At 72.5% G+C, this 23,261-nt stretch carries 17 protein-coding genes and 3 pseudogenes; 8 read left to right on the forward strand and 12 right to left on the reverse strand.

Annotation, left to right across the window (positions count from 1 at the left end):
* Window positions 1-154: 154 nt before the first annotated feature.
* Window positions 155-544 (reverse strand): hypothetical protein, encoded by a 390-nt coding sequence (locus ACFY7C_RS01215; RefSeq protein WP_389641871.1) that lies wholly within the window; start codon window positions 542-544, stop codon window positions 155-157.
* A 144-nt stretch (window positions 545-688) separates the two neighbouring features.
* Window positions 689-1,708, reverse strand: a complete 1,020-nt coding sequence (locus ACFY7C_RS01220; RefSeq protein WP_389641874.1) for an AraC family transcriptional regulator — start codon at window positions 1,706-1,708, stop codon at window positions 689-691.
* Window positions 1,709-2,056: 348 nt separating this feature from the next.
* On the opposite strand from ACFY7C_RS01220, the gene ACFY7C_RS01225 reads away from it, so the two are divergent.
* Window positions 2,057-3,778 carry a PP2C family protein-serine/threonine phosphatase gene (locus ACFY7C_RS01225; protein ID WP_389641877.1) on the forward strand — a complete coding sequence of 574 codons (1,722 nt, stop codon included), beginning with the start codon at window positions 2,057-2,059 and terminating at the stop codon, window positions 3,776-3,778.
* Between the two features lie 140 nt (window positions 3,779-3,918).
* Window positions 3,919-4,455 carry an NUDIX hydrolase family protein gene (locus ACFY7C_RS01230; RefSeq protein WP_389641880.1) on the forward strand — a complete coding sequence of 179 codons (537 nt, stop codon included), beginning with the start codon at window positions 3,919-3,921 and terminating at the stop codon, window positions 4,453-4,455.
* Here the strand turns inward: ACFY7C_RS01230 and ACFY7C_RS01235 are convergent.
* From ACFY7C_RS01235 to ACFY7C_RS01250, 4 genes and pseudogenes are all read right to left on the reverse strand, one after another.
* Window positions 4,445-4,951 carry a hypothetical protein gene (locus tag ACFY7C_RS01235; RefSeq protein WP_389641883.1) on the reverse strand — a complete coding sequence of 169 codons (507 nt, stop codon included), beginning with the start codon at window positions 4,949-4,951 and terminating at the stop codon, window positions 4,445-4,447. The genes ACFY7C_RS01230 and ACFY7C_RS01235 overlap by 11 nt on opposite strands.
* Entirely contained in the window at window positions 4,944-5,333 is a 390-nt protein-coding gene (locus tag ACFY7C_RS01240; protein ID WP_389641886.1) for a VOC family protein, read from the reverse strand. The genes ACFY7C_RS01235 and ACFY7C_RS01240 overlap by 8 nt, the downstream gene beginning before the upstream one ends.
* Before the next feature lie 113 nt (window positions 5,334-5,446).
* Window positions 5,447-5,722: pseudogene (locus ACFY7C_RS01245) on the reverse strand (ArsR/SmtB family transcription factor); the annotation flags it as partial.
* 188 nt (window positions 5,723-5,910) lie between these two features.
* Window positions 5,911-6,546, reverse strand: a complete 636-nt coding sequence (locus ACFY7C_RS01250; RefSeq protein ID WP_389641889.1) for a histidine phosphatase family protein — start codon at window positions 6,544-6,546, stop codon at window positions 5,911-5,913.
* 302 nt (window positions 6,547-6,848) lie between these two features.
* On the opposite strand from ACFY7C_RS01250, the gene ACFY7C_RS01255 reads away from it, so the two are divergent.
* Complete coding sequence (locus ACFY7C_RS01255) at window positions 6,849-7,694, forward strand: maleylpyruvate isomerase N-terminal domain-containing protein (protein WP_389641892.1); 846 nt, start codon at window positions 6,849-6,851, stop codon at window positions 7,692-7,694.
* A 22-nt stretch (window positions 7,695-7,716) separates the two neighbouring features.
* On the opposite strand, the pseudogene ACFY7C_RS01260 reads toward ACFY7C_RS01255, so the two are convergent.
* Window positions 7,717-9,630: pseudogene (locus ACFY7C_RS01260) on the reverse strand (flavin monoamine oxidase family protein); the annotation flags it as partial.
* A gap of 352 nt (window positions 9,631-9,982) precedes the next feature.
* Here ACFY7C_RS01260 and ACFY7C_RS01265 point away from each other — a divergent pair.
* Window positions 9,983-10,534 (forward strand): SMI1/KNR4 family protein, encoded by a 552-nt coding sequence (locus ACFY7C_RS01265; RefSeq protein ID WP_389641895.1) that lies wholly within the window; start codon window positions 9,983-9,985, stop codon window positions 10,532-10,534.
* Window positions 10,535-10,570: 36 nt separating this feature from the next.
* On the opposite strand, the gene ACFY7C_RS01270 is transcribed toward ACFY7C_RS01265, so the two are convergent.
* Complete coding sequence (locus ACFY7C_RS01270) at window positions 10,571-10,888, reverse strand: DUF6234 family protein (RefSeq protein WP_389641898.1); 318 nt, start codon at window positions 10,886-10,888, stop codon at window positions 10,571-10,573.
* Window positions 10,889-11,085: 197 nt separating this feature from the next.
* Here ACFY7C_RS01270 and ACFY7C_RS01275 point away from each other — a divergent pair, with 197 nt between their 5' ends.
* Complete coding sequence (locus tag ACFY7C_RS01275) at window positions 11,086-11,523, forward strand: nitroreductase family deazaflavin-dependent oxidoreductase (protein WP_389641901.1); 438 nt, start codon at window positions 11,086-11,088, stop codon at window positions 11,521-11,523.
* Window positions 11,524-11,632: 109 nt separating this feature from the next.
* Window positions 11,633-12,862 (forward strand): nitric oxide synthase oxygenase, encoded by a 1,230-nt coding sequence (locus ACFY7C_RS01280; RefSeq protein ID WP_389641904.1) that lies wholly within the window; start codon window positions 11,633-11,635, stop codon window positions 12,860-12,862.
* On the opposite strand, the pseudogene ACFY7C_RS01285 reads toward ACFY7C_RS01280, so the two are convergent.
* Window positions 12,853-15,046 (reverse strand): annotated as a pseudogene (locus ACFY7C_RS01285) (RICIN domain-containing protein). The gene ACFY7C_RS01280 and the pseudogene ACFY7C_RS01285 sit on opposite strands and share 10 nt — an antisense overlap.
* Window positions 15,047-15,300: 254 nt before the next feature.
* On the opposite strand from ACFY7C_RS01285, the gene ACFY7C_RS01290 reads away from it, so the two are divergent.
* Window positions 15,301-16,272, forward strand: a complete 972-nt coding sequence (locus tag ACFY7C_RS01290; protein ID WP_389641908.1) for a LacI family DNA-binding transcriptional regulator — start codon at window positions 15,301-15,303, stop codon at window positions 16,270-16,272.
* A gap of 167 nt (window positions 16,273-16,439) precedes the next feature.
* On the forward strand, window positions 16,440-19,553 hold the full coding sequence (locus ACFY7C_RS01295; RefSeq protein ID WP_389641911.1) for a glycoside hydrolase family 3 N-terminal domain-containing protein: 3,114 nt from the start codon (window positions 16,440-16,442) through the stop codon (window positions 19,551-19,553).
* 145 nt (window positions 19,554-19,698) lie between these two features.
* On the opposite strand, the gene ACFY7C_RS01300 is transcribed toward ACFY7C_RS01295, so the two are convergent.
* From ACFY7C_RS01300 to ACFY7C_RS01310, 3 genes are read right to left on the reverse strand one after another with little or no spacing between them, the layout of a single operon-like run.
* Window positions 19,699-20,769, reverse strand: coding sequence for a tetratricopeptide repeat protein (locus tag ACFY7C_RS01300; protein WP_389641914.1), 1,071 nt, complete (start codon window positions 20,767-20,769; stop codon window positions 19,699-19,701).
* Window positions 20,769-21,848 carry a tetratricopeptide repeat protein gene (locus ACFY7C_RS01305; RefSeq protein WP_389641917.1) on the reverse strand — a complete coding sequence of 360 codons (1,080 nt, stop codon included), beginning with the start codon at window positions 21,846-21,848 and terminating at the stop codon, window positions 20,769-20,771. The genes ACFY7C_RS01300 and ACFY7C_RS01305 overlap by 1 nt, the downstream gene beginning before the upstream one ends.
* Window positions 21,845-23,254: an AAA family ATPase gene (locus ACFY7C_RS01310; RefSeq protein WP_389641920.1), complete on the reverse strand. Its 1,410-nt coding sequence runs from the start codon at window positions 23,252-23,254 to the stop codon at window positions 21,845-21,847. The genes ACFY7C_RS01305 and ACFY7C_RS01310 overlap by 4 nt, the downstream gene beginning before the upstream one ends.
* Window positions 23,255-23,261 lie beyond the last annotated feature (7 nt).

Consider the following 23,261-nt stretch of genomic DNA (forward strand, 5'->3'; position numbering starts at 1 on the left):
GCCTCCATCAACGCCTCACGGTCACCCTCGGGACACGCGGCACGCGGCCACTTCACCCCATCTGACCAGCGGATATCCCCGGCAAGAGGGAACTTCGAGGGCGTGCCCTCCCCTGCGAGGTGGTGCTGCTCCGGTACGAGGGGTGCTGCCCGGCTCACTCGTGGCGGCGCCGGCGGTGGCGGGCGCGCCATCGCGCCAGCAGCTCGGCCGGGGTGCGGGGCGGGGGCGTCGGCTCGGTGTGCCACTGCTCCTGGCCGGTGAGGGGGGCGAGCGGCATGAGGTACTGCCTGCCCTCGATCACCGCGGCGCACAGCGGCTCGGCGTCGGGCAGGTCGGCCAGGCGGACGGTGAACGGTCGCAGGGCACTGTCCAGGTCGGCGATCTCCCCCCGGAGCACGGTGGTGGCACGGCGTGCCGTTCGGGCCACGGCCACCACCTTGCCGTCGACGAGCAACTCGGCCCTGCGGTGCCTCGACTCCCACACGACCGTGATCGAGTGTCCCCCCTGGTCCAGGTGGAACCGGCGTCGGCGAACCGCCCTCACGGCAGCCTCCCAGTCAGTGCCGCATATCCAGCAGCGTAGCCAGAAGCACCGCGTCGGTGCAGCACGTCATCACCGCACGTCACCACAGTGCTCGGCGCGACGCGTCGGCACACGCCTCCGGGAGCGGCGCACCACCGAGAAGGCCTACGGCGCCTCCGTCAAGGACCGGTGGCGGTGTTCCCTCGGGGACAGGCCGTAGGCGGCGCGGAAGGCGCGGGTGAAGTCGGAGGCGCGGGGCATGCCCCAGCGGGTGGCGACCACGTGGATCGGGGTGGTGCTCAGTGCCGGGTCCGCCAGGTCGCGGTAGGCCTTGTCCAGGCGCAGTGCGCGGATCGAGGCGGCCACCGTCTCGCCGCCCGACTGCTGGGTGAAGACGCGGTGCAGATGGCTGAGCGATATGTGGTGCGCCGCGGCGATCACACCGGGCGTCAGCTCCGGATCGTGCAGGTTCTGCCGGATGAACGACCTGATCTGCTGGACGAGGGCCTGTTGGCGGGATTCGGGTGGCAGCGCGGCTTCCTCGTCCAGCAGCTGGGCGAGCCAGGCCGCGATGAGGTCCCGTACGACCAGGCCGAGTCGGGGCGCGTCGGAGGGCTGGAGGAACGGCGCCTGCCGGTCGAGGCTGACGAGGAAGTCCGCGAGCAGCGCGCCGGTGCCCTGCCGCGTCGGGACCGAGCGTCCGAGCAGGTGGCGTACGCGGTGCGGGGACAGGGGCAGCATCGCCTTGGGCAGGTCGACGGCCACGCCCTCGACGGCACGGATCTCCTCGCGTCCGGTGTCCTCGCGTCCGGCGGACCCGACGCCGTACGACCGGACGTCGTAGGTCTGTGAGCTGTCGATGACACTGAGGCAGCTCGGGCCGACCATGGCCGTCGGGCCGGCGTCGGGGCTCACGGCGAGGCCCCCGTCGAGCATGAGCGTGAGGTGGTAGAGCTCGGGGTCGGCTCGGCGGGCCATCGTGGCGTCCCGCAGGAAACGGGTGGGCGGGATGGACGTCTTCCACACGGTCACGGGTCCCAGTTCCATGTGCCGCAGCTCCGCCCTGAAGTCGGCGGCGTGCGGAGTGATCGCGTCACAGTGACGCGTCTTCTCGACCAGCTCCCGCCAGCAGTCGAACCTGTCCTCCGCAGGCACGTCCTCGCTGCGGAACTCGGTCCCGATCATCGTTTTCACACTCCGTTCCCCTGGCCGGATGCCCTCCGAGAGGGCCGTCTGGCCCGGCCCCCACCTCATGGACGGGACAGGAGCGATTTTTGTGACATCCGAGCCGCGTGCGTCCGACGGCATGAGGGCCTCGTCCCCGGACCTCCACGCGCTCGACGCCGGCCACGAGCATCCGGCGTAACGAAGGCGTTGAAGGCATGGCCAAGACTTTACGCACGGGATGCACCCTCCCCTTCCCGGAGCCCAGAGGCATGATCCGGGACGAGGTGGGCAACGGCGCTGGTGGCAGCCGGTGGCGCGAGGGCCGAGCCGCCGGTCCGCGTGCGCGAGCCGGCCCGGGAGGCGATTGTGAGTTTTCCGCTGCCTGACACCGTCGACGAGCTCAAAGACCTGATCGGCCAGGAGGTCTCGGCCCTGCGAGGGGCCGTACGCCGTACCGCGGAACGGCCCCCGTCGCCCGTGCCGGGTGAGGAGATCACCGCTCCCGTGCAACTGCTCGCACCGGCGTCCGCCGCTGGCACGCACGAGGCGGCGCCACGCTGTCTGTGCAGCACCCACGACCGGGACGCGGCGGGGACGTGCTCGGCGCTCAGCGCGATTCCGGCGTCCGCCGCGCTCCTGGAGCCGATCCGCGACGCCGAGACCGGGATCGTACGGGATTTCCACATCGTCGCCGGCAACCGCACCCGGTCGGCCGAGTGGCTGGAGGCCCCGGACCAGCAGGTCGGACAGCGTTTCCTGGAAGCACGGCCCGGAGCGGCGAACAGCGGGCTGCTCACGGCGCTCATCGACGTCACCGCCGGCGGTGGACCGATGGAGGGCCGTGTCGTCGACTACACCGAACAGCGTCTGGGCCGGCTGCACCGCGCTCCCCTGCTGTACACGGCGGCGCTCTGCGGTGAGCAGCTGCTCGTCACCTGGCGGCCGGTGCAGAGCCAGACGGAGCTGCTGACCATCGACGCCCAGTACCTGGCCTCGCTCGGCTGGGGCAACTGGGACCTGTTGTCGGGCAAGGTGACCTGGTCGGAGGGGCTCACCCGGATCTTCCACGCCGACATCCGGATGCCCTGGACACTGGAGCAGCTCTGCGACGCGCTGCTCCCGGACGATCTGACGGCGTTCGCCGAGTTCCTCACCTCCGTCCTGGCGGGCGAGGAACCGGCCTGGACCCGGATCCGGTTCCTGGTGCTGGGAGAGGTCAGGACGCTCGACCTGCTCGGGCGGCCGGTCGCCGGCACCGACGGGCGGCCCTGGGCCGTCAATCTGGTGGCCCGAGACCTGACCCCGCAGATCCGCAGCCGCCGCAGGCTGGCGGAGACGGAACGCGAGTCCGACCGGCTGCGGCGCCAGTCCCAGGCCGAGCGGCGGATCGCCGACGCCATGCGGGAAGCGCTGCTGCCCACCCACTCCGAGGCCCTGGCCGCGGTCGGGCTCACGGTCGCGGCCTCCTACCGGCCCGCCGAAGCGGACGCCGCGGTGGGCGGCGACTGGTACAAGTGCCGGCTGCTGCCGGACGGCCGCGTCCTGATCGCCATCGGCGACGCCTCCGGGCACGGCCTGGACGCGGTGGCCCGGATGTCGCAACAGCGCCACGCCCTGGCCGGCCTCGCACAGACCGGAGCCTCGGCCGGCGAGATCACGACCTGGCTGAACGAGCTGGTCTGCAGCGAACCCTCCGGCCAGACCGCCACCGTCGTCACCGGCCACATCGACGACCGCCGGGCCCTGCACTGGGCCGACGCCGGCCACCCGGCACCCCTCCTGCTCCGGGACGGTCACGCGGCACCGCTCCGTACACCGCAACGCGGCCCGCTGCTCGGTGCCCTGCCCGGGTACGAGTACGAGACCAAGACGACGGAGCTGCGCGCGGGCGACCTTCTGCTCCTGTACACCGACGGGATCGTCGAGCGCCGAGGAGAGGACGTGACCAAGGGCATCGAGCGCCTCGCCGACGTCATGTCGCGTTCCCCGGGCATCGGCCCCCAAGAGCTGATCGACGCCGTACTCGCCGAGCCCGATCAGGCCGGCCACGAGGACGACGCGTGCATGCTGGCCATCCGCGTCGACTGACCCACCCGACGAACTCGTAGGCCCGCCCAGGACTGCCCGGCCTTCCCGAAGGGGAAGGGAACGCGCGACGGAATGTTGACACGGGGCGCGCCCGGGCGGTTCTGCCCCCGCGCGCCCCTCCAGGAAAGTATGATCAAGCGATGTCTGACATGACTGAGACCACGCCCGGCTGGCTGACCACGGACGAGCTGGACATGGCCAGGGCCCGGATGCCGATCCTGTACGTCGAAGCCGTGCCCGTACGCGTGGACGACAGCGGCGAGGTCACCAGCATCGGACTGCTCCTGCGCATCGGCGCGGACGGAACGATCAGCCGGACCCTGGTGTCCGGCCGCGTGATGCACCACGAGCGGGTCCGGGACGCGCTGCTGCGGCACCTGGAGAAGGACCTCGGCCCGGTCGCCCTCCCCCGTATCCCGGCGGCCCTCCAGCCCTTCACCGTCGCCGAGTATTTCCCCACGGCGGGCATCACCCCGTTCCACGACCCGCGTCAGCACGCGGTGTCCCTCGCCTACGTCGTGCCGGTCACCGGCGACTGCCGCCCTCGGCAGGACGCCTTGGACCTGGTCTGGTTCAGCCCGCAGGAGGCCGTCTCGCCGGCCGTGCAGAGCGAGATGCCGGGCGGGCACGCGGTCCTCCTGAAGCAGGCGCTGGCGCACGTGGGACTCACGTACTGAGGCCTGTTCCTGAGGGCGCGGCCGGGCGGACGGCCGCGTTGCGGACGCGGCGGGTGCGCCCGTGCTCGGCGAGCAGGGTGAGGGCCGCGGGCGATACGGGGAAGCGGCCGTCGACGGCGGTGCGCTGGCACCAGTCGGTGGCGGCGGACAGTTCTTCCGGGGTCCAGGGCTCGCCGAGCGCGATCGCCCGGAGCAGGCTCCATTCGCGCAGACGGCGGGTGGGGAAGTCCCGCCCGGCGACGGCGCCGCTCAAGGCCTGGCACCAGCCCGGGAACCGCGGGTCGGTCAGGAACTCGGCCGCGCGGCGGTCGACGTGGCGGACGACCGCGCTCTGCGCCATCACCTGGTCCTCGTCCCGCAGGACGGCGAGCACCAGGGCCGCCTCCCCGGCCTCGTCCGCTCCTTTCGCCTCGGCGAAGGCATCCAGGGCCGTGACGTACGCGGCGTAACGGCGATGCTCGGCCGGCTCGCCGCCTCCGCGGTCCGGCTCACTCACTGTGGACGATCTGGATCAGGTTGCCGCAGGTGTCGTCCAGGACCGCGGTGGTGACCGAGCCCATCTCCAGCGGCTCCTGGGTGAAGTACACCCCGAGCTCCCGCAGCCGGTCGTATTCCGCCCGGACGTCCTCCACGGCGAAGGAGGCGGCCGGGATGCCGTCGTGCACAAGGGCCGTCTTGTACGGCTGCACGGCGGGATGACCGGAGGGCTCCAGCAGCAGTTCGGTCCCGTCCGGCTCCTCCGGGGAGACCACGGTCAGCCAGCGGGCCTCCTCCCCCATGGGGACGTCGTACTTCTTCACGAAGCCCAGCACGTCGGTGTAGAAGCGCAGGGCCTTCTCCTGGTCGTCGACGAAGACGCTGGTGAGGTGGATCTTCATGAGGTGTTCTCCGCGTTGTCTGTGCTGCCCGTGTCGCCGGGGCTGTCGGTGGCGGCCGTGGCAGGCGTGGCGGCCGTGGCGGCCACGTGGTCCGCCGACGCGGCGCCGGGCCGCGCCTGAGGCTTGAGCCAGCGGGTCATGGCGCGCTCGAGGGGTTCGGTGTCGAGGTCGTGGAACTTGTAGCGGCCCTGGCGTCGTGAAACGACGAGTCCCGCGTCTTCCAGGACGGCCAGATGCTGGCTGATCGCCTGACGCGACAGCCCGAGACCGTGCTTGGTCACCAGCCGCGCGCATATCTCGAACAGGCTCTGACCGTCCCGCTCCGCCAGCTCGTCGAGGATCCGCCGACGGGTGGGGTCGGCGAGCGCCTTGAAGACGTCCTCCGTCATGACGCCCACCATAGGCAAGTGAACGCTTGCCTATCAAGCCGACCGGCCGACGGACGGGGAGGCACGGACGGGGAGGCACCCACGCCCTGGATGCGTCCGGGCCCGCGCGTCCCCACGTGTCACATCCGGCGGGGCTGTGTGCCCTCCCGGGGCGGCGGGCGGTCGGTCTCCTGACCCATGAGCGCCTGTCAGAGGTGGAGTTCGGGCGGGAAGCCGGTCCAGCGGAGGTCGGCGGGGAGGTGGGCGGTGTCGTTGAAGAAGAGGACGGAGGCGGGGCGGCCGGGTGCGTAACGGATGACGGTCAGGGCCGCGTTGGCGTGGTTGATGCCCATCCAGCGCCACTTCGGGGCGTCGAGGGCGGCCCGTACGAGCCAGGCGATCAGGAAGTTGTGCGTGACCACGAGCTCGTGGCGCGGCTCGGCGCCGTCGACGGGGCCGGTGAAGCGGGCGACGGCCTCCCGCGCGAGGCCGGGGCCCTTTTCCCGTTCCTCGGCGGGGAACCCGGCCAGGTGGTCGAGCATGGCGTCAGCCGATTCCGGCGGCAGCTCCTCGCGGTGCGGCAGGTAGGGGATGTAGTCGCCGGCCGGTTCCGTCACGGCGAGAGGAACACCGTCGAGCTGCTCACCGACCAGCTTCGCCGTCTGCTCCGCCCGCGCGAGGGGGCCGTGATGGATCGCGGCGAGCGGGGCGCCGCGCAGGCGCTCGCCGAGCAGGACGGCCTGGCGGCGGCCCTTGTCGCTCAGGCCGCTCTCGTCGGGCGTGGCCTCTCCATGGCGCGTCAGGTAGAGGTAGCGGGCGGCTGTCGCCGTGGTCGGTGCCGTCATCTGCGGGTCCTCCGGCAGAGTTCGTGATCTTGCGGATGTCTGGAGGGGACGCCGGCGGCCCTGGCCCGGTTCCGCCTCCGACCCCCGATTCCGATTCCGATTCCGATTCCGCACGAGGGTCGCCATGGAGACGGGTCGCCGCACGACGCCGACGGAACCCCGCCGGGGCCTGTCCCCGCAGCCCTACCCACCGGTAATGTGCGGGCTCGTCAGCAGCGAGGGGGAGTCGCATGGACATGGGCACAGGCACGGGCACGGGCACGGGCACGGGCACAGGCACGGGCACGGGCACGGGCACGGGCATGACATTCGATCCCGTCGCCGAGCACGCCAGGACCCGGGCCGCGCTGGGCGGGGCGATGCGGCGACTGGTGCGGCTGCTGCGCGACGTACCCGACCTCGACGCCGCCTCCGGAGTCCCCGTGTGGAGCGTGGGCGATGTCGGTGCCCACCTGGTGGCCGCCTATCTGGCGTACGGCTCCGCCTTCGGCGACGAGCCCGTGGAGTGGGACGGCCTGCTGCCACCGGACGAGGGGCCGCTCGCGGAGCGGGTCGCGGCCGTGAACGCCACATCGATCGCGCTCTTCCAGGGCGCCGACCGCGCTCGCCTCGGCGACTTCGTCGCCGAGCGGGGCGAGACGTTCCTGCGCGCCACCGGACACCTCGCCCCGGACACCCCCGTCGCCACTCCCTGGCTCGGCCCGAAGGTCGCCCTCCCGCTCTCGGCGGCCACCGGCATGCTGCTCAGCGAGAGCCTCGTCCACGGTCTGGACATCGCCCGGGGCGCCGGACTTCCGTGGTCGATCCCTCCGGAGGAAGCGCGCCTGGTGATCGGTCAGGCCATGCCGTCGGTGATGCCGCTGGCCCTCGACACGAAGAGGGCCCAGGGCGTCAGCATCGCCTTCGACGTCACCGTCAAGGGCGGACCGCGGCTGGCGGTCGTCGTCGACGACGGGGCGGCGACGGTCACCCGCGACGCCCCGCCGCGCGCCTACGACTGCCGGATCGTCGCGGCACCGACCGCCTTCCTGCTCGTCTCCTTCCGGCGCACGCCGCTCTGGAAGGAGATCGCACGCGGCCGGATGCGGGCCGGCGGCCGCAAGCCCTGGCTGGCGACCCGCCTCAACGAGCTGATCACCACCCCGTGATCCACCGGCCCGGCAGGCCCTCTCAGCCCGTGTGGACGCTCAGCGCCGTACGGACGGCGGATTCCAGGGCGCCTTCGATCCAGGCGGGTTTGACGGAAGTGTGGTCACCGGCGAAATGGAGCGGCCCTTCCGACGTGGGGACGTCGGGAAACAGCTCGATGTGCTGCCCGGGAAGGAGCACGGAGGCCTCCCCGTAGGCGTAGGGGTCCCGCATCCACGACTGTGTCTTGCACTTGGCGGTGAAGAACACCTCGCAACGCCGGCCGAAGACGGACTGCACCCCGGCGAGGGCGCGGAGATACCGCTCCTCGTCGCCGTACGCGTCCCATTTCAGGGCGTCGTCGGACCAGCTGTACGAGGCGAGCATGACGCCTCCGTCGCTCCCCTCCATGGGGTGGGCGTGCTCGAAGAACATGAAGCGGTTGGCGTTGTCGCTCGCGGAGCCGCCGCCTCGGACGTGAGCGGCTTGTGGTTCGCGGCCGATGCCGGCGGGGCGGAAGACGGCGAAGCAGTGCCGGAGGTCGTCGGAGACGCTCACGCCCAGGTCCTTCACCGACCGGTGCGCGCCGAGGTGCCTGCCGTCCTTGACCCGGCCCGCCTTGTACGCGGCGTAGAGGCCGTCCTCGATGGAGTCCAGGGCCACCTTCCACTGCTCCTCGGTGAACTCCCACCAGCGCTGGGAGAACTCCAGCAGCACCTTGGTCGCGGCGTCGTAGTGCAGTTCCGTGACGGCGCGGCGCTTGCCGTAGCTCAGCGGAGGGTCGAAGGCCACGTGGCGCAGTCCGGAGAAGGGCACGGTGACGATGGCCTCGTCGCCCTCGAAGACCTCCGTGACACCGCCCGCGCCGGTCTGGCAGTCCTCGGACACGGTGTGCACCCGTACCCTGCCGCCGCCGCGCTCGATGCGTACGGCGCGGCGGTCGAGGCGCACCTTGCTCCTCACGGGCGCGTACATCGCGTCCACCAGCCCCGCGGTCCCGCCCTTGAGCTCCCAGAACGTGGTCCTGGGGTCGATCAGGGCACTGGACAGGAAGCTGTGGAGGAAGGAGAGATGGAGACGGGAGGTCAGGTTCTGGAGGGTGCCGACGAGGTCGACGGTCCTGGTGTCGAGGCCGGCGACCTCGGTGAGGTAGCGGTACATGGACCAGTGGCCGTACCGCCTGAGGACCTCGGCCCATCCGTCGACGAGGGCCTTTCCCTCCTTGCCCCGGACGAGGCGGCGCGCGGGTTCGAGGGCCTCCGCGAGGATCGCCGACGCCGTCCGCGTGCGGTGCGGTCCCGTGACGCCGAAGGTGTCGTTGACGACTTCCGGGCGCCGCTCGTAGTCGGCCTTGCGGACGTGGACGCCGTTGACGTGGATCCAGGTGCGGTTGGCCTTCCTCGTCGGGTCCTCGACCTCCACGTCGACGAGCAGGAACTCCTGGCGCGGGAGCGCGTACTTGCGGATCAGCGCCATGAGGAGCGGGTGACTGTCGGGCAGGCGCATGGCCCCGGCCTCGGCGTACTGCCGGGGGTCGGCGAAGGGCTGCTGTCCGTTCTCGTGGCCGCCCTGGCGGAAGGTCTTGACGCGGCCGCCCACCCGGTTGCCGTTGGCCTCGATCACGACGACGTCGTGGCCCGCCCGGTTGAGCAGGTCGGCGGCGAGCAGGCCGGCCGGCCCGGCTCCGACGATCAGGACCCGCTTCGTCGCCCTCCCCCGGCTCGGCGGCAGGCCGTTCTCGACGGTCTTCAGGTAGGTGGGGACGAGGGAGGTGTCGTTCTCGTCGTGGACGACGATGGCGCGGGCGACCCTGATGTAGGCGGAGGGGTCGGTGCCGGGCGGCGGCGCCGTGACCGGGCTGTTCGCGGTCGCGGGCGCGGCCGAGGCGGCGGCGAGCCCGGCGGTGAGCGCCGTGGCACCGCTCGCGGTGACGACCGACCGCCGCGAGGGCCGGGCGGGGTGCGGGTGCGCGGAACGCGGGGCGGATAAGGCGCTTGGCGCAAGGGGGCCTGTTTCGGTCGGCGTGGCGGCCGTGTCGTCGGTACCGGCAACGTCAGGTGTGCCGGGAACACCGGACGTGGGGGAATCAGCGGACGTGCGGGAAACATCGGACGTGCTGGAGATGCTCGCTCCCGAGAGTGCTCAAGTGGTGTGGTGCGTCCCGCACATGCTTGGGCCGGGGCCGGCGTGCGGCCAGGGCGTTCACACGGACGGGGAGCTCAAACCACTCCATCGGTCACAGCCGTTGTCACAGGTCGACGCCCATGCGGCAGGGCGGCTCCACGGCGTCACGGATACGGTGGGCCGCATGGAGAGCTGGGACCCGGGTGGCGTACGTGCCCGTGTACGGGAAATGGCCGCGCGGGACCCGCGGTGGGAGCGGTTCGGGGCGAACAGTCACCGGTACGGGCTACGGGCCGCGCTGCCGGAGGCGGAGATCAGGGCGTTCGAGGAGGTCCACGGGATCGACCTGCCCGTCGCGTACCGGTCCTTCGTCGCGCGGGTGGGCGACGGCCCGGCCGGGCCCGGTCACGGGCTGATGCCGCTGACCCGGCCCCGCCCCGAGGCGGACGACGACTGGGCCGTGGACGACGAGTGGCGGGAGGACCGCCTCCCCGGGCGGCTCGCCGCGCCGTTCCCTCTCACCGACCCGCTGCCCGGCCGGCTCCGCGCGCCGGCCGAGGAGCTGACCCCGGGCACGCTGATGCTGGCCGAAGAGGGCTGCGGCATGTACATCAGGCTGATCCTGAACGGCCCGCGGACGGGCGAGATCTGGCGGATCGATCCGGACTGGGGAGGATTCACGCCGGCCTTCACCGACTTCCGCGCCTGGTACGGCGACTGGCTGCGGCGCTGGTGAGCGAACCCCCAGGCCGCGGCGCGCGGGGAAGAGGCCCTAGCGGGTGGCGAGGAAGGCGAAGAGGGCCGACGCGCAGCCGAGGGCCGTGAGTTGGACGGTGCCGGCGGTCCAGCGGCGCAGGAGGAGGAGACCGCCGCCGGTGACGGCCGCGGCGGCGGCGAGGAGCCAGGCGGATCGGCGGGCCATTCGGGGGGCCTCGGGCGGGTTGGCGGGGTCGTAGCCGTCGGCCCAGGCCGTGACGCCGTACCCGTACAGGAGCCAGGCGATGACCAGCAGATCGATCAGCAGCAGTGCCACGGCGACCGCGATCCGCTGTCCCGTCGACGGCCCGTTTCCTGGCTTCCCGGCATGCATGCGTCCAATCTGGCGGGCCGGGCGAGGGGGCGCATGAGCACGCGTACTCAGATCGGTCGGTCCACGCAGACGGTCCGCGCAGAGGGCCCACGCAGAGAATGACCGCTTCTGTACGGTGGCGGTTTCCCGGCGATCCGTCGGGGAAGAGCGTCGCGGAAGTCGATGTCGGCCGTGTGCCGTGACTACGGAGGTCAGTCATGTCCCTTGAAGGTGTGTACGAGCCGAGCCCGGCGAAGTGGGTGCGCGATCAGGTCGAGCTGTACGAGTCGTCGGGCGGCACGAAGGGCACGACGATGCGGGGTCTGCCGGTGGTGCTGGTAACGAGCCTGGGCGCGAAGAGCGGCAAGATCCGCAAGACTCCGCTGATGCGGGTGGAGCATGAGGGTGCGTACGCGCTCGTGGCTTCCAACGGCGGCGCCGTCAGGCATCCCGTCTGGTACCACAATCTCGTGGCCTCGCCCCTGATCAGGCTGCAGGACGGCCCCAAGGTGTGGGACATGAGGGCGCGGATCGTCACCGGCGAGGAGCGGCGGGTGTGGTGGGAGCGTGCGGTCGCCGCCTTCCCGGACTACGCGGACTACCAGCGCAAGACCGAGCGGGAGATTCCCCTCTTCGTCGTGGAACCGGTCGACTAGACGGAGCCGGGCACTTTAGCAGCACGGTGACCCTCCCGACCGAGGAACGACTACTCTCCACACCCACGCGCGTGCGTACGGTAGTCATGGGGGCCAGGGAGGGAACACCGTGGTCTTCAGCCTGAGTCGTCGTCGGAAGTCGGTCCCCGTCAGCGGTACGTGTCCGTATCCGCCTCCGCCGGTCCCGCAGGTGCGGGTGCGGCCGCAGGCGCCCCCGCAACCACAGCCGCCGGCGAAGTCGCGCCCGGACGTCGTGGACGGGCGCCAGGCGGAGGAGTTCGTGCGGCAGTTCCACCAGGAGCAGCCGCACGCGGGGGACCTGGACCGGAGGGTCCGTGAGGTGCTGGCCGAGATCGAGCGGACCGGGACCTATGAGCACTCCCCCGCCGAGCTGGCCTTCGGCGCGCGGGTCGCGTGGCGCAACGCGGCGCGCTGCATCGGAAGGCTCTACTGGCGCAGCCTCGTGGTGCGCGACCTGCGGCACATGACGTCTCCCGACGACGTCGCCGAGCAGTGCTTCGAGCATCTGAGGCTGGCCGGCAACGGCGGGCGGATCCGGCCCGTGGTCTCGGTGTTCGCGCCGGACCGCCCGGGGCGCCCCGGGCCGCGGATCGTCAACGACCAGCTGGTCCGCTACGCCGGTCACCGCACCGCAGCCGGGCGCCGGGTCGGCGATCCGCGCGGCGCGGCGCTGACGGAGCGGGCGCGGGAGCTCGGCTGGAAGCGGGAGGAGGAGCCGTTCCAGGTGCTGCCGTTGATGGTGCGGGAGCGCCCCGGGGCGCGGCCGGAGTGGTACGAGCTGCCGGAGGACGCTGTGACGCAGGTGCCGTTGCGGCATCCGGACCACGCGTGGTTCGCCGAGCTCGGGCTGCGCTGGTACGCGGTGCCGGCGATCAGCGACATGGTGCTGGAGATCGGCGGCGTGCGGTATCCGGCCGCGCCCTTCAACGGCTGGTACATGGGGACGGAGATCGGCGCCCGCAACCTCGCGGACGCCGAGCGCTACGACCTGCTCCCGGTGGTGGCCGACCGGCTGGGTCTCGACCGGTCGACGGAGCGCACGCTCTGGCGGGACCGTGCGCTGGTCGAGCTGAATGTGGCGGTGCTGCACTCGTTCCAGGAGGCGGGGGTGACGATGGCCGACCATCACACCGAGTCGGAGCGGTTCCTGCGGCACATCGCCCAGGAGCGCCGTCACGGCAGGGCCACCCCCGCCGACTGGAGCTGGATCGTTCCGCCGATCTCCGGCTCCGCCACCCCCGTCTTCCACCGTTACTACGATCCGGTGGACCCCTCGCTCCGGCCCGCTTTCCTCCCGGGCGGGCCGTCCTACGGGTAGCTCACCAGGTTGGCGACGTTCGTGGTGGGGTTCGACGGGCCGCCGCGGTCGTTGACGACGTGCCGGATGGTGCCGGTGCCGCCGAGGGAGACGGTGACCATGCTGCGGAAGCGTACGTCGGGACGGTTCGGTGCCTCGATGGCACGCTCGGCGGTGACGGCCGGGTCGACGTTGAAGAAGCAGTAGCTTCCGAGGCCGTAGGCCTGGTGGCTGGTGACGTGGTCGGCGACCTTGTAGGCGGCGTAGCCCTGGGTGGCGCCGTTCATCCAGGCGGCCTGGTTCGGCGGGTCGTAGGGCATCTCGTTCTGGTAGAAGTACGTCCGGCCGCGGTTGCCGTTCCAGATGGTCTGGTGCTTCTGGTAGTGCTCGACGAACAGGCCGTACGTGGTGACGTCGTCGCCGTTGACGACGAGTCCGGTGTCGGCGGTGTTGGTGGTCCAGCCGACGCCGGTGCCGTGGTCGGCGCGCCAGATCCACATGTGGTCGCCGATGACGTGGTCGCTGTTGACGACCAGGCTGGTGGTGGCCCTGCCGACGGCGGCGCCGCCGACGCGGAAGTACACGTCGTGGAGCGAGGTGGGGTTGGTGGCGTGGGAGGCCGACGAGCCGGCGGGGCCGATCTCCAGGAGGGTGGGCGAGTTGACGGTGCCGGCGTCGAAGAGGACGCCCGCGATCTTCACTCCGTCGACGTCGGCGACGGTCATGGCGGTGATGCCGTTGTCGGGGACGAAGGTGGCGAGGCCGAGGCCGAGGATCACGGTGTCGGGCCGGGTGACCCGGAGGGTCTGGTCGAGGTGGTAGACGCCGGGGGTGACCAGCAGGTCCTTGCCCGCGGCCAGGGCGGCGTTGAGCTGGGCCGCGGTCGCCCCCGGTCGGACGACGTGGAAGCGGTCCATGCCGAGGTGGGTTCCGGCGGGGGTGGCACCGGCGGTCCATGAGGCGCCCGTCGAGTCGGTGCGCGTGGCGGGCACGAACACCTTGTAGGCGCCGGTGCCGTCCACGTACAGGAAGGGCTTCTCGCGGACGACGGGGGTGCGGTCCACGGTGGTGTGCGGCGGGTTCGGGAAGGTGGTGCCGGGGACGCCCTGGCTGCCGACGAAGACCATGTTCCAGTTCGAGCCGGTCCAGCCGCCGAGCTGGGAGTTGCGGGTGAGCCATTGCTGCTGGGTGCCCGAACGGACCTGGCCGTCGATCTTGCTGTCGGCCATGAAGCCGCCGCTGGACCAGCCGCCGTCGCTGAGCTCCAGGTTGCCGCGCACGTGCATCCGGCGGTAGGCGGAGGCCTGGGACACGGCCCAGCGGTCGGTGCCGCCGGTGGGGTTGACGGAGAGGTTCTCCGCTCCGCGCCAGAAGTTGTGCGTGGCGTTCTGCGGCGGGAACCAGTCGGCCTCGACGTGGACGGCGCCGTTGATGGTGACGGCGTCGGGCGACTGGCCGAGGCCGAGGACCTGGGTGTAGAAGCCGACGTTTGACGTCGTTGTCGTACGTGCCGGGCTTGAAGAGGACGGCGTAGCGCTCCCGGCCGAACTGGTTGGTCTCCTGGCGCCGGAAGATCGTGTCCAGTCGGCCCTGGATGGTCGAGGAGGGCATGGACGGGTCCAGGACGACGACGTTGGGGCCGAGGTCGACGTCGCCGGGAGCGGTGCCGGCGGGGGTCACCCGGAAGCGCTGGGCGGCCGTGCCGTTGCAGGTGTACTGGACGAGCTGGACGCTGTCGGCGGTGGACGCGGCGGGGACGTCGAGGCACTTGCCGCTGTTGCGGTTGACGAAGCGGTAGGCGCCGCCGCCGTCGTCGACGGCCCGCCACTGCTGGTTGAGGCCGCCGCCGTAGGTCCACAGGTGGACGGGGGCGTTGTCGGCGGTGGAGACGTCGCTGACGTCGACGACCTGGGCGGAGTCGTTGCGGTTGGCGATGCGCACGTGGCCGTCGGAGGTGGCGGTGACGCTCCACTGCTGTGCCGTGGTGCCGTTGCAGGCGTACTGCTGGACGGCGGTGCCGTTGGTGGTCGCCGCGGCGCGGGCGTCGAGGCACTTGCCGCTGCCGGCGTTGACGACGGTGACCCAGCCGGAGGGCGGCTCGGCCGCGGCCGCCGGGGGGCCGGGCGCGAGCGCGACCAGGGCGGAGCAGATCAGTCCTCCGGCGGCGAGGACCGCGCCGAGGCGGCCGCGCGGGGAGAGGGACATGGGTCTCCTTGGAGGTGGGGGGATGAGGGGACCGTCCTGCTTTCTGAGCGGCGAAAGTAAAGGTCTGAAACAGGCACGTCAAGAGCTCGCGCATTCAGATCTTGAAGGCGCAACTCGCTTTCCCCGCAGATCACTTGGCTGACGACACGAGCTGACGTGAAGTCTTGACGGCGGGCACCCGGCGCTGTTGACTCACGGCACCGTGTCGGAACCGGTTCCGACAGCGTTGTCGGTTCCGTACGGGAGGCTTCGCTATGCGTGTCACGATCTCCGATGTCGCACGTGCGGCGGGGGTCAGCAAGACGACGGTGTCCCGGGTCCTCAACACGGGGGCGGAGGTGGACGCGGTCACGGCGGCGCGCGTTCGTGAAGTGATCGACGTGCTCGGCTACGTGCCCAGTTCGGGGGCCGTCGGTCTGGCCCGGGGCAGCAGCAGGACGATCGGCATGCTCACACCGTCCCTCACCTGGCCGTGGGTGGGCGAGGTCCTCCAGGGTGTCGCCGACACCGTGGAGGCGGCCGGCTACGGGATGCTGCTGTTCACCTGCAACCGCGGCTCCCGTTCGGTGGCCCACTTCGCCACCCAGGTCTCCGCTCGTGCCTTCGACGGCCTCCTCGTCATCCTTCCGGAGGGCATCCTCGACACCGTCACCGCGATGCACCGGCGCGGCATGCCGGTGGTGCTCGTCGACGACCACGGCCACCGGCCGGACTTCCCGTCGGTGGCCACGACCAACCGGGCGGGCGGCGCCTCCGCCGCCGCCCGCCTGCTCGCCACGGGGCGGCGGCGCCCGCTCGTCGTCACCGGCCCCCGCCGCTTCGGCTGCGTGCGCGAGCGGCTCGCGGGCTTCACGCGGGAGCTGCCCGCCGCCGTCGTCGTCGACGGCGAGTTCACCGAGGAGACCGGGCACCGGGCCGTCGCCCGCGCCCTCGCCGAGGGCCGCGACATCGACGCGGTGTTCGCCCACAACGACCTCATCGCGGCCGGAGCACTGCGCACCCTCCGGGCGGCCGGCCGGCGTGTGCCGGACGATGTCGCGGTCGTGGGCTTCGACGACCTGCCGATGGCGCGGCACACCGAACCGCCGCTGACCACCGTCCGTCAGCCGATGCGGGCGATGGGCGAGGCCGCCGCCCGGATGCTGCTCGCCGGGCTCGGCGGCGAGCCGATACCGGACGAGCCCCTCGTCCTGCCCACGGAGCTCGTCGTCCGGCTCTCCGCCTGACCACCGCCGCGCCCCGCACGGCACCGCGCCCGTCACGATCAGCGCCCGTCACGATCAGCGCCGCCCCCTCGCACCGCATCGCGCAACACCGCACGCTCACACCGCACCGCACCGCACCGCACCGCACCGCACCGCAAGAGCCTCCCCCTTCCCTCCTAGGAGCCCTCATGCCACGCCAGCGTCACCGAAGGACGGCGGGCGCGGCGGTCGTCGCCGCGACCGCCGTGCTCGCCGGACTGCTCACCGGCGCACTGCCGAGCGCCGCCGCCGGCCAGGACCCACCGCCCCGGGCCGTCGACCGCTTCGAGGGCGAGGTCCCGTTCGCCACTCCGCCCGCCGAGGGGCTGTTCACCTGGGGCAGCGACGCCGACGACCATCCGCGCCTGGAGCTGGTGGAGCGGGCCGACGCCCCCGAGGGGGAGAAGGTCCTCGAGGGCCGCTTCGACATCAGCGGCTGGGGCGGCTTCACCCATGACTTCGCCTTCGACCGGCCGGCGCAGGACTGGACGGCACACCGGGGCATCCGGTTCTGGTGGTACGGGCAGAACACGGCGCCGCTGCCACCCGGTTCGGGCCGGCGGATCAACTTCGAGATCAAGGACGGCGGGGCGAACGGCGAGGCGTCCGAGCTGTGGACGACGTCCTTCACCGACGACTGGGAGGGCTGGCACCTCGTCGAGATCCCGTTCTCCGACTTCCACTACCGCGCCGACTACCAGCCGGTGGGCGGCATCGACCAGGTGCTCGGGCTCGACGCCATGTGGGGGTACGCCCTCACCCTGCCGACCGGCGGACCCGGAGCCTTCGCGCTCGACGGAGTGGAGCTGTACGGGACGGCGGAGCCGGCCCTCGACGCGCGGGTCGTCACCCGGTCCGTGGTGCACCCCGTCGACGAGGGCGGCACCGCCCGTGTCGACCTGTCGGTGACCACGGCCGGGTCCGCGCCGCTCGGCGCGCCCGTCACCGTGACGTACACGACGGGCCACGGCGCCGAAAGCGGCGGCAAGGAGAGCGGCGGCTCCGGGGCCGAGCCCGGTGAGGACTACGAGCCGGTGACCGGCAGCGTCGTCTTTCCTGCCGGGACGCCGTCCGGCGCGACGCGCTCGATCAGCGTGCCGACGCTCCGGGACGGGGCGGCCGAGGCCGCCGAGACCATCCCGCTCGTCCTCACCGTCGAGGGCGCCGGGGCGCCGGCCGAGACGCCGCTCGTCGTCGTGAACGCGCACGGACTGCCGTACCTGGACAAGCGGCTTCCGGTCCGCGCGCGGGTGGCGGACCTGCTCGGCCGGATGTCCCTGGCCGAGAAGGTCGGCCAGATGACCCAGGCCGAGCGCAACGCGCTGCGCTCCCCCGGCGACATCGCCGGTCACGGCCTCGGCTCGCTGCTCTCCGGCGGCGGCTCCGTGCCCACGCCCAACACCCCCGAGGCGTGGGCGAGGATGGTGGACGCCTACCAGCTGCGGACCCGGGCGACCCGCTTCCAGATCCCGCTCGTCTACGGCGTGGACGCGGTGCACGGGCACAACAACGTCGTCGGGTCGACGATCATGCCGCACAACATCGGCATCGGTGCTGGTCGCGACCCGGCTCTCGCGGCCCGGACGGGCGCGGTCACGGCGAAGGAGGTACGGGCCACGGGTGTCCCCTGGGACTTCGCGCCGTGCTTGTGCGTGACCCGCGACGAGCGCTGGGGCCGCTCCTACGAGGCCTTCGGCGAGGACCCCGCGCTGGTCACCGCCATGGAGACGGTGATCGACGGGATGCAGGGCGCCCGGGACGGACGGGACCTCGACCGCCCCGACAAGGTGCTGACCAGCGCCAAGCACTTCGTGGGCGACGGCGGCACGGAGTTCGGGTCGTCGACCACCGGTTCGTACACGATCGACCAGGGCGTCACCCGGGTCACCCGGCAGGAGCTGGAGGCGGTCCATCTCGCTCCGTTCGCCGAGGCGGTCCGGCGCGGTGCGGGCACGGTGATGCCCTCGTACTCCTCCCTGGACGTCCTCGGCGACGGCCTCGGGCCGGTGAAGATGCACGCGAACGCCGAGATGCTCAACGGGGTGCTCAAGGGCCGGATGGGCTTCGAGGGCTTCGTGATCAGCGACTGGCAGGCCATCGACCAGATCCCCGGCGACTATCCGAGCGATGTGCGCACGTCCGTGAACGCCGGTCTCGACATGATCATGGTGCCGACGAACTACCAGGAGTTCACCCGTACCCTCGCCGCCGAGGTCACGGCGGGCCGGATCCCGATGGCGCGGATCGACGACGCCGTGGCCCGGATCCTCACCCAGAAGTTCCGCCTCGGCCTCTTCGAGAAGCCCTACGCGGACACCACGCACCTGCCCGAGGTCGGTTCGGCCGCGCACCGCGCGGTGGCGCGCGAGGCCGTCGCGAAGTCGCAGGTGCTGCTGAAGAACGAGGGCGGGGTGCTGCCGCTGAAGCCGACGCAGAAGGTGTACGTGGCCGGTTCCAACGCCGACGACCTCGGCAACCAGGCCGGCGGCTGGACCATCAGCTGGCAGGGGTCCTCCGGTCGTACGACCACCGGCACCACCGTCCTCGAGGGCATGCGCAGGGCCGCACCGGACGCCGGCATCACGTACTCGAAGGACGCGTCCGCGCCCACCGGCGGCCACGACGTGGGAGTGGTGGTGGTCGGCGAGACGCCTTACGCGGAGGGGTTCGGTGACGTCGGCAACGGGCACGACCTGGAACCGGCCGCCGCCGACCGGGCGGCGGTGGAGCGGGTCTGCGCCGCGATGCCGTGCGCGGTACTGGTCGTCTCGGGCCGGCCGCAGCTGATCGGCGGCCTGCTGCCGCGGATCGACGCGCTCGTCGCGTCCTGGCTGCCGGGCACGGAGGGCGACGGCGTCGCCGACGTCCTCTACGGCAGGCGGCCGTTCACCGGTCGGCTGCCGGTGACCTGGCCGAGGTCGGAGGCGCAGTTGCCGATCAACGTCGGCGACCGGCGGTACGACCCGCAGTTCCCGTACGGCTGGGGGCTCACCACGCTCGCCCCGGCACCGGCCGGCGGCGCGCCCGTCCTCCGGGGTCCGGGCCTGGCGGCCGAGGCGCTCCGGAAGGCCGGGCGCGGGGACTCCGCGGAGGCCCGGAAGGTCGTCGAGCGGGCGCGTCTGATCGTCCAGGCACGGATCGGTCAGGACGGCATCACCGAGGCCACGGCCCGGCCGTTCGCCGAGGCGGACCACCTGCTCCTGGCGGGCGACCCGGCGGGCGCGCTCCGCAAGCTGGCGGAGGCGTACCGGGCGGCGGGCTGACGCCGGTCGGGCCGGGCCGCGGACGGCCCGCACGCGCCGCGCCCGGAGGCCGCCGTCCCCGGCCTCCGGGCGCGGTCTTCCGCCCTGCTGCTGATTCGGCCTCCGCTGTTTGACGGCCCGGCTGATTCGGCCCTGCTGTTCGGCCCTACTGTTTCGGCGCGCGCTGCTGAAGCGCCGTGCGGCCGGCCACGTTCGTGACGAGCGCGAAGAAGAACAGCGGAAGGGCGAGGGCGCCGAAGAGGGCGTGGTGCCACAGCACCAGCGCCAGGGCCGAGTGGACGACGAGCAGCGCGACGGCGAACGCCATGCCGAGGACCGGCCGGCAGCCGCGCGCCACCAGCAGGAGGGGTCGGCGCAGGTGGGGCGGGACGCGGCGGGAGAGCCACAGCAGCCAGCCTCCCCAGCTGCCGAGGAACACGGCCGCGCACAGGAGATGCGTGACGAGGGCGTCGGTGCCGGTGGCGCCCGCGCGCAGGTGCGCGGAGCCGAGGGACACGGCGACCGTGCCGGCCAGGGCCACCCAGCGGGAACCGGTGACGGTGCCCCAGGCCATGGTCTCCAGGTTGTAGCGGGCCTGTCGGTCGTGCAGGTCGAGGGCGGCGGACTGGACGAAGCCCTCGGCGGCCCGGGTCCACGCGCCGGGCCGGAACCAGCGGCGGCGCAGGTGGAGCAGCGACAGGTTGTTGTGGGCCTCGCTGCTGTCCGGGTCGAGGCGCAGCGCCGTCTCGTAGGCCTGCTGGGCCACGGTGTGGTTGCCGAGGCGGTGGGCGGTGAGGCCGACGAGGAAGTGCGCGTCGGCCTCCTCGGGTGCGAGGGCGACGGCGGTGCGGGCGGCTTCATGGGCGGCGCGTCTGCGTTCGATGCGCGTGGAGCGGTCGAGGACGGTGCCGAGGGTGTAGTGGCTCCCCCAGTGCTGCGGGGCGAGTTCCACGGCGCGCCGGGCGGACCGCTCGGCCTGCTCGTACTCCTTCAGGGAGAGCAGGATGTGGGTGTGGATCATCCAGGCGTGCAGTGATTCGGGGGCGGCCCGCAGGGCCTGTTCGACGGTGGCGAGGGCCTGCTTCTCGTCGCCGAGGCGGTGCCGGCAGCGGGCGAGCAGGACGAGCGCGGTGGCGTCGTCGGGCTCGCCGGCGAGGTGCCGGGCGAGGAGCGCGGCGGCCTGTTCGTAGCGTCCGAGGTCGTAGAGGGCGTCCGCGCGCCGGAGTTCCTCGGTCATCAGACCTTGTCCCTGTCGTGGGTGATGCTGAGCAGGTTCGGTACGAGTGCGAGCCAGAACAGGACCTGGGGGACGGTGCGTTCGCTCCAGGGCACGGTGACGAGCAGGACCGCGCAGAGCGTGGCCCAGGTGGCCTGGCCGAGGACGACCCGGGGCCAGAAGGAGCGGAGGCCCGGGGCCCGGACGAGCGCGAAGACGGTGAGACGGGCGCCGGTGCGCATCCGCCGGTAGCGGCGCCAGGCGCCGAAGCCCCAGACGGCGGCCATCAGGGCGAGCGCCCACAGGCGGGTGCCGAGGTGGACGCGCAGCTCCTCGGGCTCGCCCCCGGTGGGGAAGACGTCGGTGGTGACGGCGGCCATGGCGAGGCAGAGCAGGGCGAGCCAGCGGGTGCCGCGCAGCATGCGGTAGACGGCCTTGTCGAGGTCCTCGCGCAGTGCCTCGGAGTCGGGGGCGGCCGCGAGACCGCCGGCGTACAGGTCGGCGGCGCGGGCGGCGGAGGTGCCGGGCTCGGCGGCCTCCCGTTCGGTGGCGACGGTGACCGCGAGGGTGTGGGTGGGGTCGATCCGGATGATCTCCCGCAGGGCCTCCTCGGCCAGGTCGGGCCGCTCGTGGAAGGTGGCGACCTCGTGGAGGGTCGCCCAGGTGTACGTCACCTCCGGCCCGTTCTCGACGGCCACCCGGGCGTGGTCGAGGGCCTCCTCGGGCCGGTCCGGGGCCAGTTCGAGGAGCAGCTCGGCGAGCTGGCGGCGCGGGCCCCAGGCGTACGGGTCGATGCGGATGGCCTCGCGCTGGGCCGCCGCGGCCTCCTCCGGACGGCCGAGGCTGCGCAGGGCGTAGCCGCGGACGAGGTGGGCCTCGGGCAAGCCCGGTTCGAGCCGCAGCGACTCCATCGCGGCGGCGTAGGCCTCGGAGGGCCGGCCGAGGCTCCACTGGATCCGGCCGAGCAGGTTCCAGGCCCGGTGGTCGTCGGGGTTCCGGGCGAGGGCCCGCCCGACGATCTCGTGGGCCTCCTCGTCCCGCTTCATCTCGTAGAGGATCCGGGCCCGTTCGACCTGCGGGTCCTGCGGGTGCGTCGTCACAGCTTGCGCTTCTTCTTCAGGTAGGCGACCAGGTCGTCGTACATGCCGCCGTCGTTGGCGAACATGGCGACGTTGCGCGCGGAGGCGAACCAGGACTCGCTGGACGGCTTGATCTGCCGGGCGGCGGCCAGGAGGTCCTTGGTCCCGATCATGCGGACGGTGCCGGTGCGGGCGGAGTCGAGGAGGGCGTGTTCGGCGGCCGTCTCGCAGACGTGGGCGAGGTCGGCGCCGGAGAAGTCCTCGGTGACCTTGACGAGTTTGCCGAGGTCGACGGACTCGATGGGCCGGTCGCGCAGGTGGTAGCGGAGGATCGCCTCCCGGGCGGGGGCGTCGGGCGGCAGGACGAGCAGGGTGCGGTCCAGGCGGCCGGGGCGGCGCAGGGCGAGGTCCACGTCCCAGGGCACGTTGGTGGCGGCGAGCACGAAGACGCCTTCGTTGCGGTCGGCGTCGATGCCGTCGAGCTCGGTGAGGAGCTGGTTGACGACGTTGCGAAGTCCGCTGTGGTGCATGCGGGAGCGCTTGGCGCCGAGGGCGTCGAGTTCGTCGAGAAAGACCACGCAGGGGGCCTGGCGGCGGGCGGCCTCGAAGATGTGGTGGATGTTCTTCTCCGACGTGCCGATGTACATGTCGAGGATGTCGGAGAGGGACACCGACACGAAGCCGGCGCCGAGTTCACCCGCGACGGCCCGGGCGATGAACGTCTTGCCGCATCCGGGCGGGCCGTAGAGGAGCATGCCGCCGCGCAGGCTCTTGCCGTACAGCCGGCGCAGTTCGGGGTTGCGCATGGGGGCGAGGAAGGCGGCCTCCAGGCGGTCCTTGACCTCCTGCATGCCGCCGACGTCGGCGAGGCGTACGGCGCCGGGCGCGTCGACGTCCCAGGCGGTCACGTCTCCCGGGTCGCCGCTGCCGTCGGAGGTCAGCGGCTGTCCGGTGGCCCGACCCTGGTCGTGGCCCTGGTCGTGGCCCTGGTCCTGGCCCTGGTCGCGGCCCTGGTTCTGGTCCTGGTCGTCGGCGGGGTCGGCGAAGCGCGGGCCGACGAGGTCCGCGACCTCCTGCTCGGCGGCGTCCCAGTCGAAGGCGGGCGGCTCGGGGCGGGTCGGCTCGGGGTGGATCGTGCCGGGGCGGGTCGGGCCGTGCGCCGAGTCGTGTGTCGCTGCGGTCTGCGGGGGTTCCGGGTCCGCCGGCGGCGGGGTGGGCGTCGGCAGTCGCATCGCACGGGCCATCAGGTCGCGTGCGGCCGGGTCGCCCGGCGCCTGCTGGAGCGCGACCGCGGCCTGGCTGACGGCCTCGTCGTTCCTGCCCTCGCCCATGAGCAGTTCGGCGAAGTGGAGCCGCAGGGGCACGTCTTCGGGGGCGGCGGCGACGGCGGCGCGCAGGCTGCGGATGAGGGGAGACTCGTCGGACATGGGGGCC

Source organism: Streptomyces sp. NPDC012769 (assembly GCF_042901205.1).
Classification (GTDB): Bacteria; Actinomycetota; Actinomycetes; order Streptomycetales; family Streptomycetaceae; genus Streptomyces.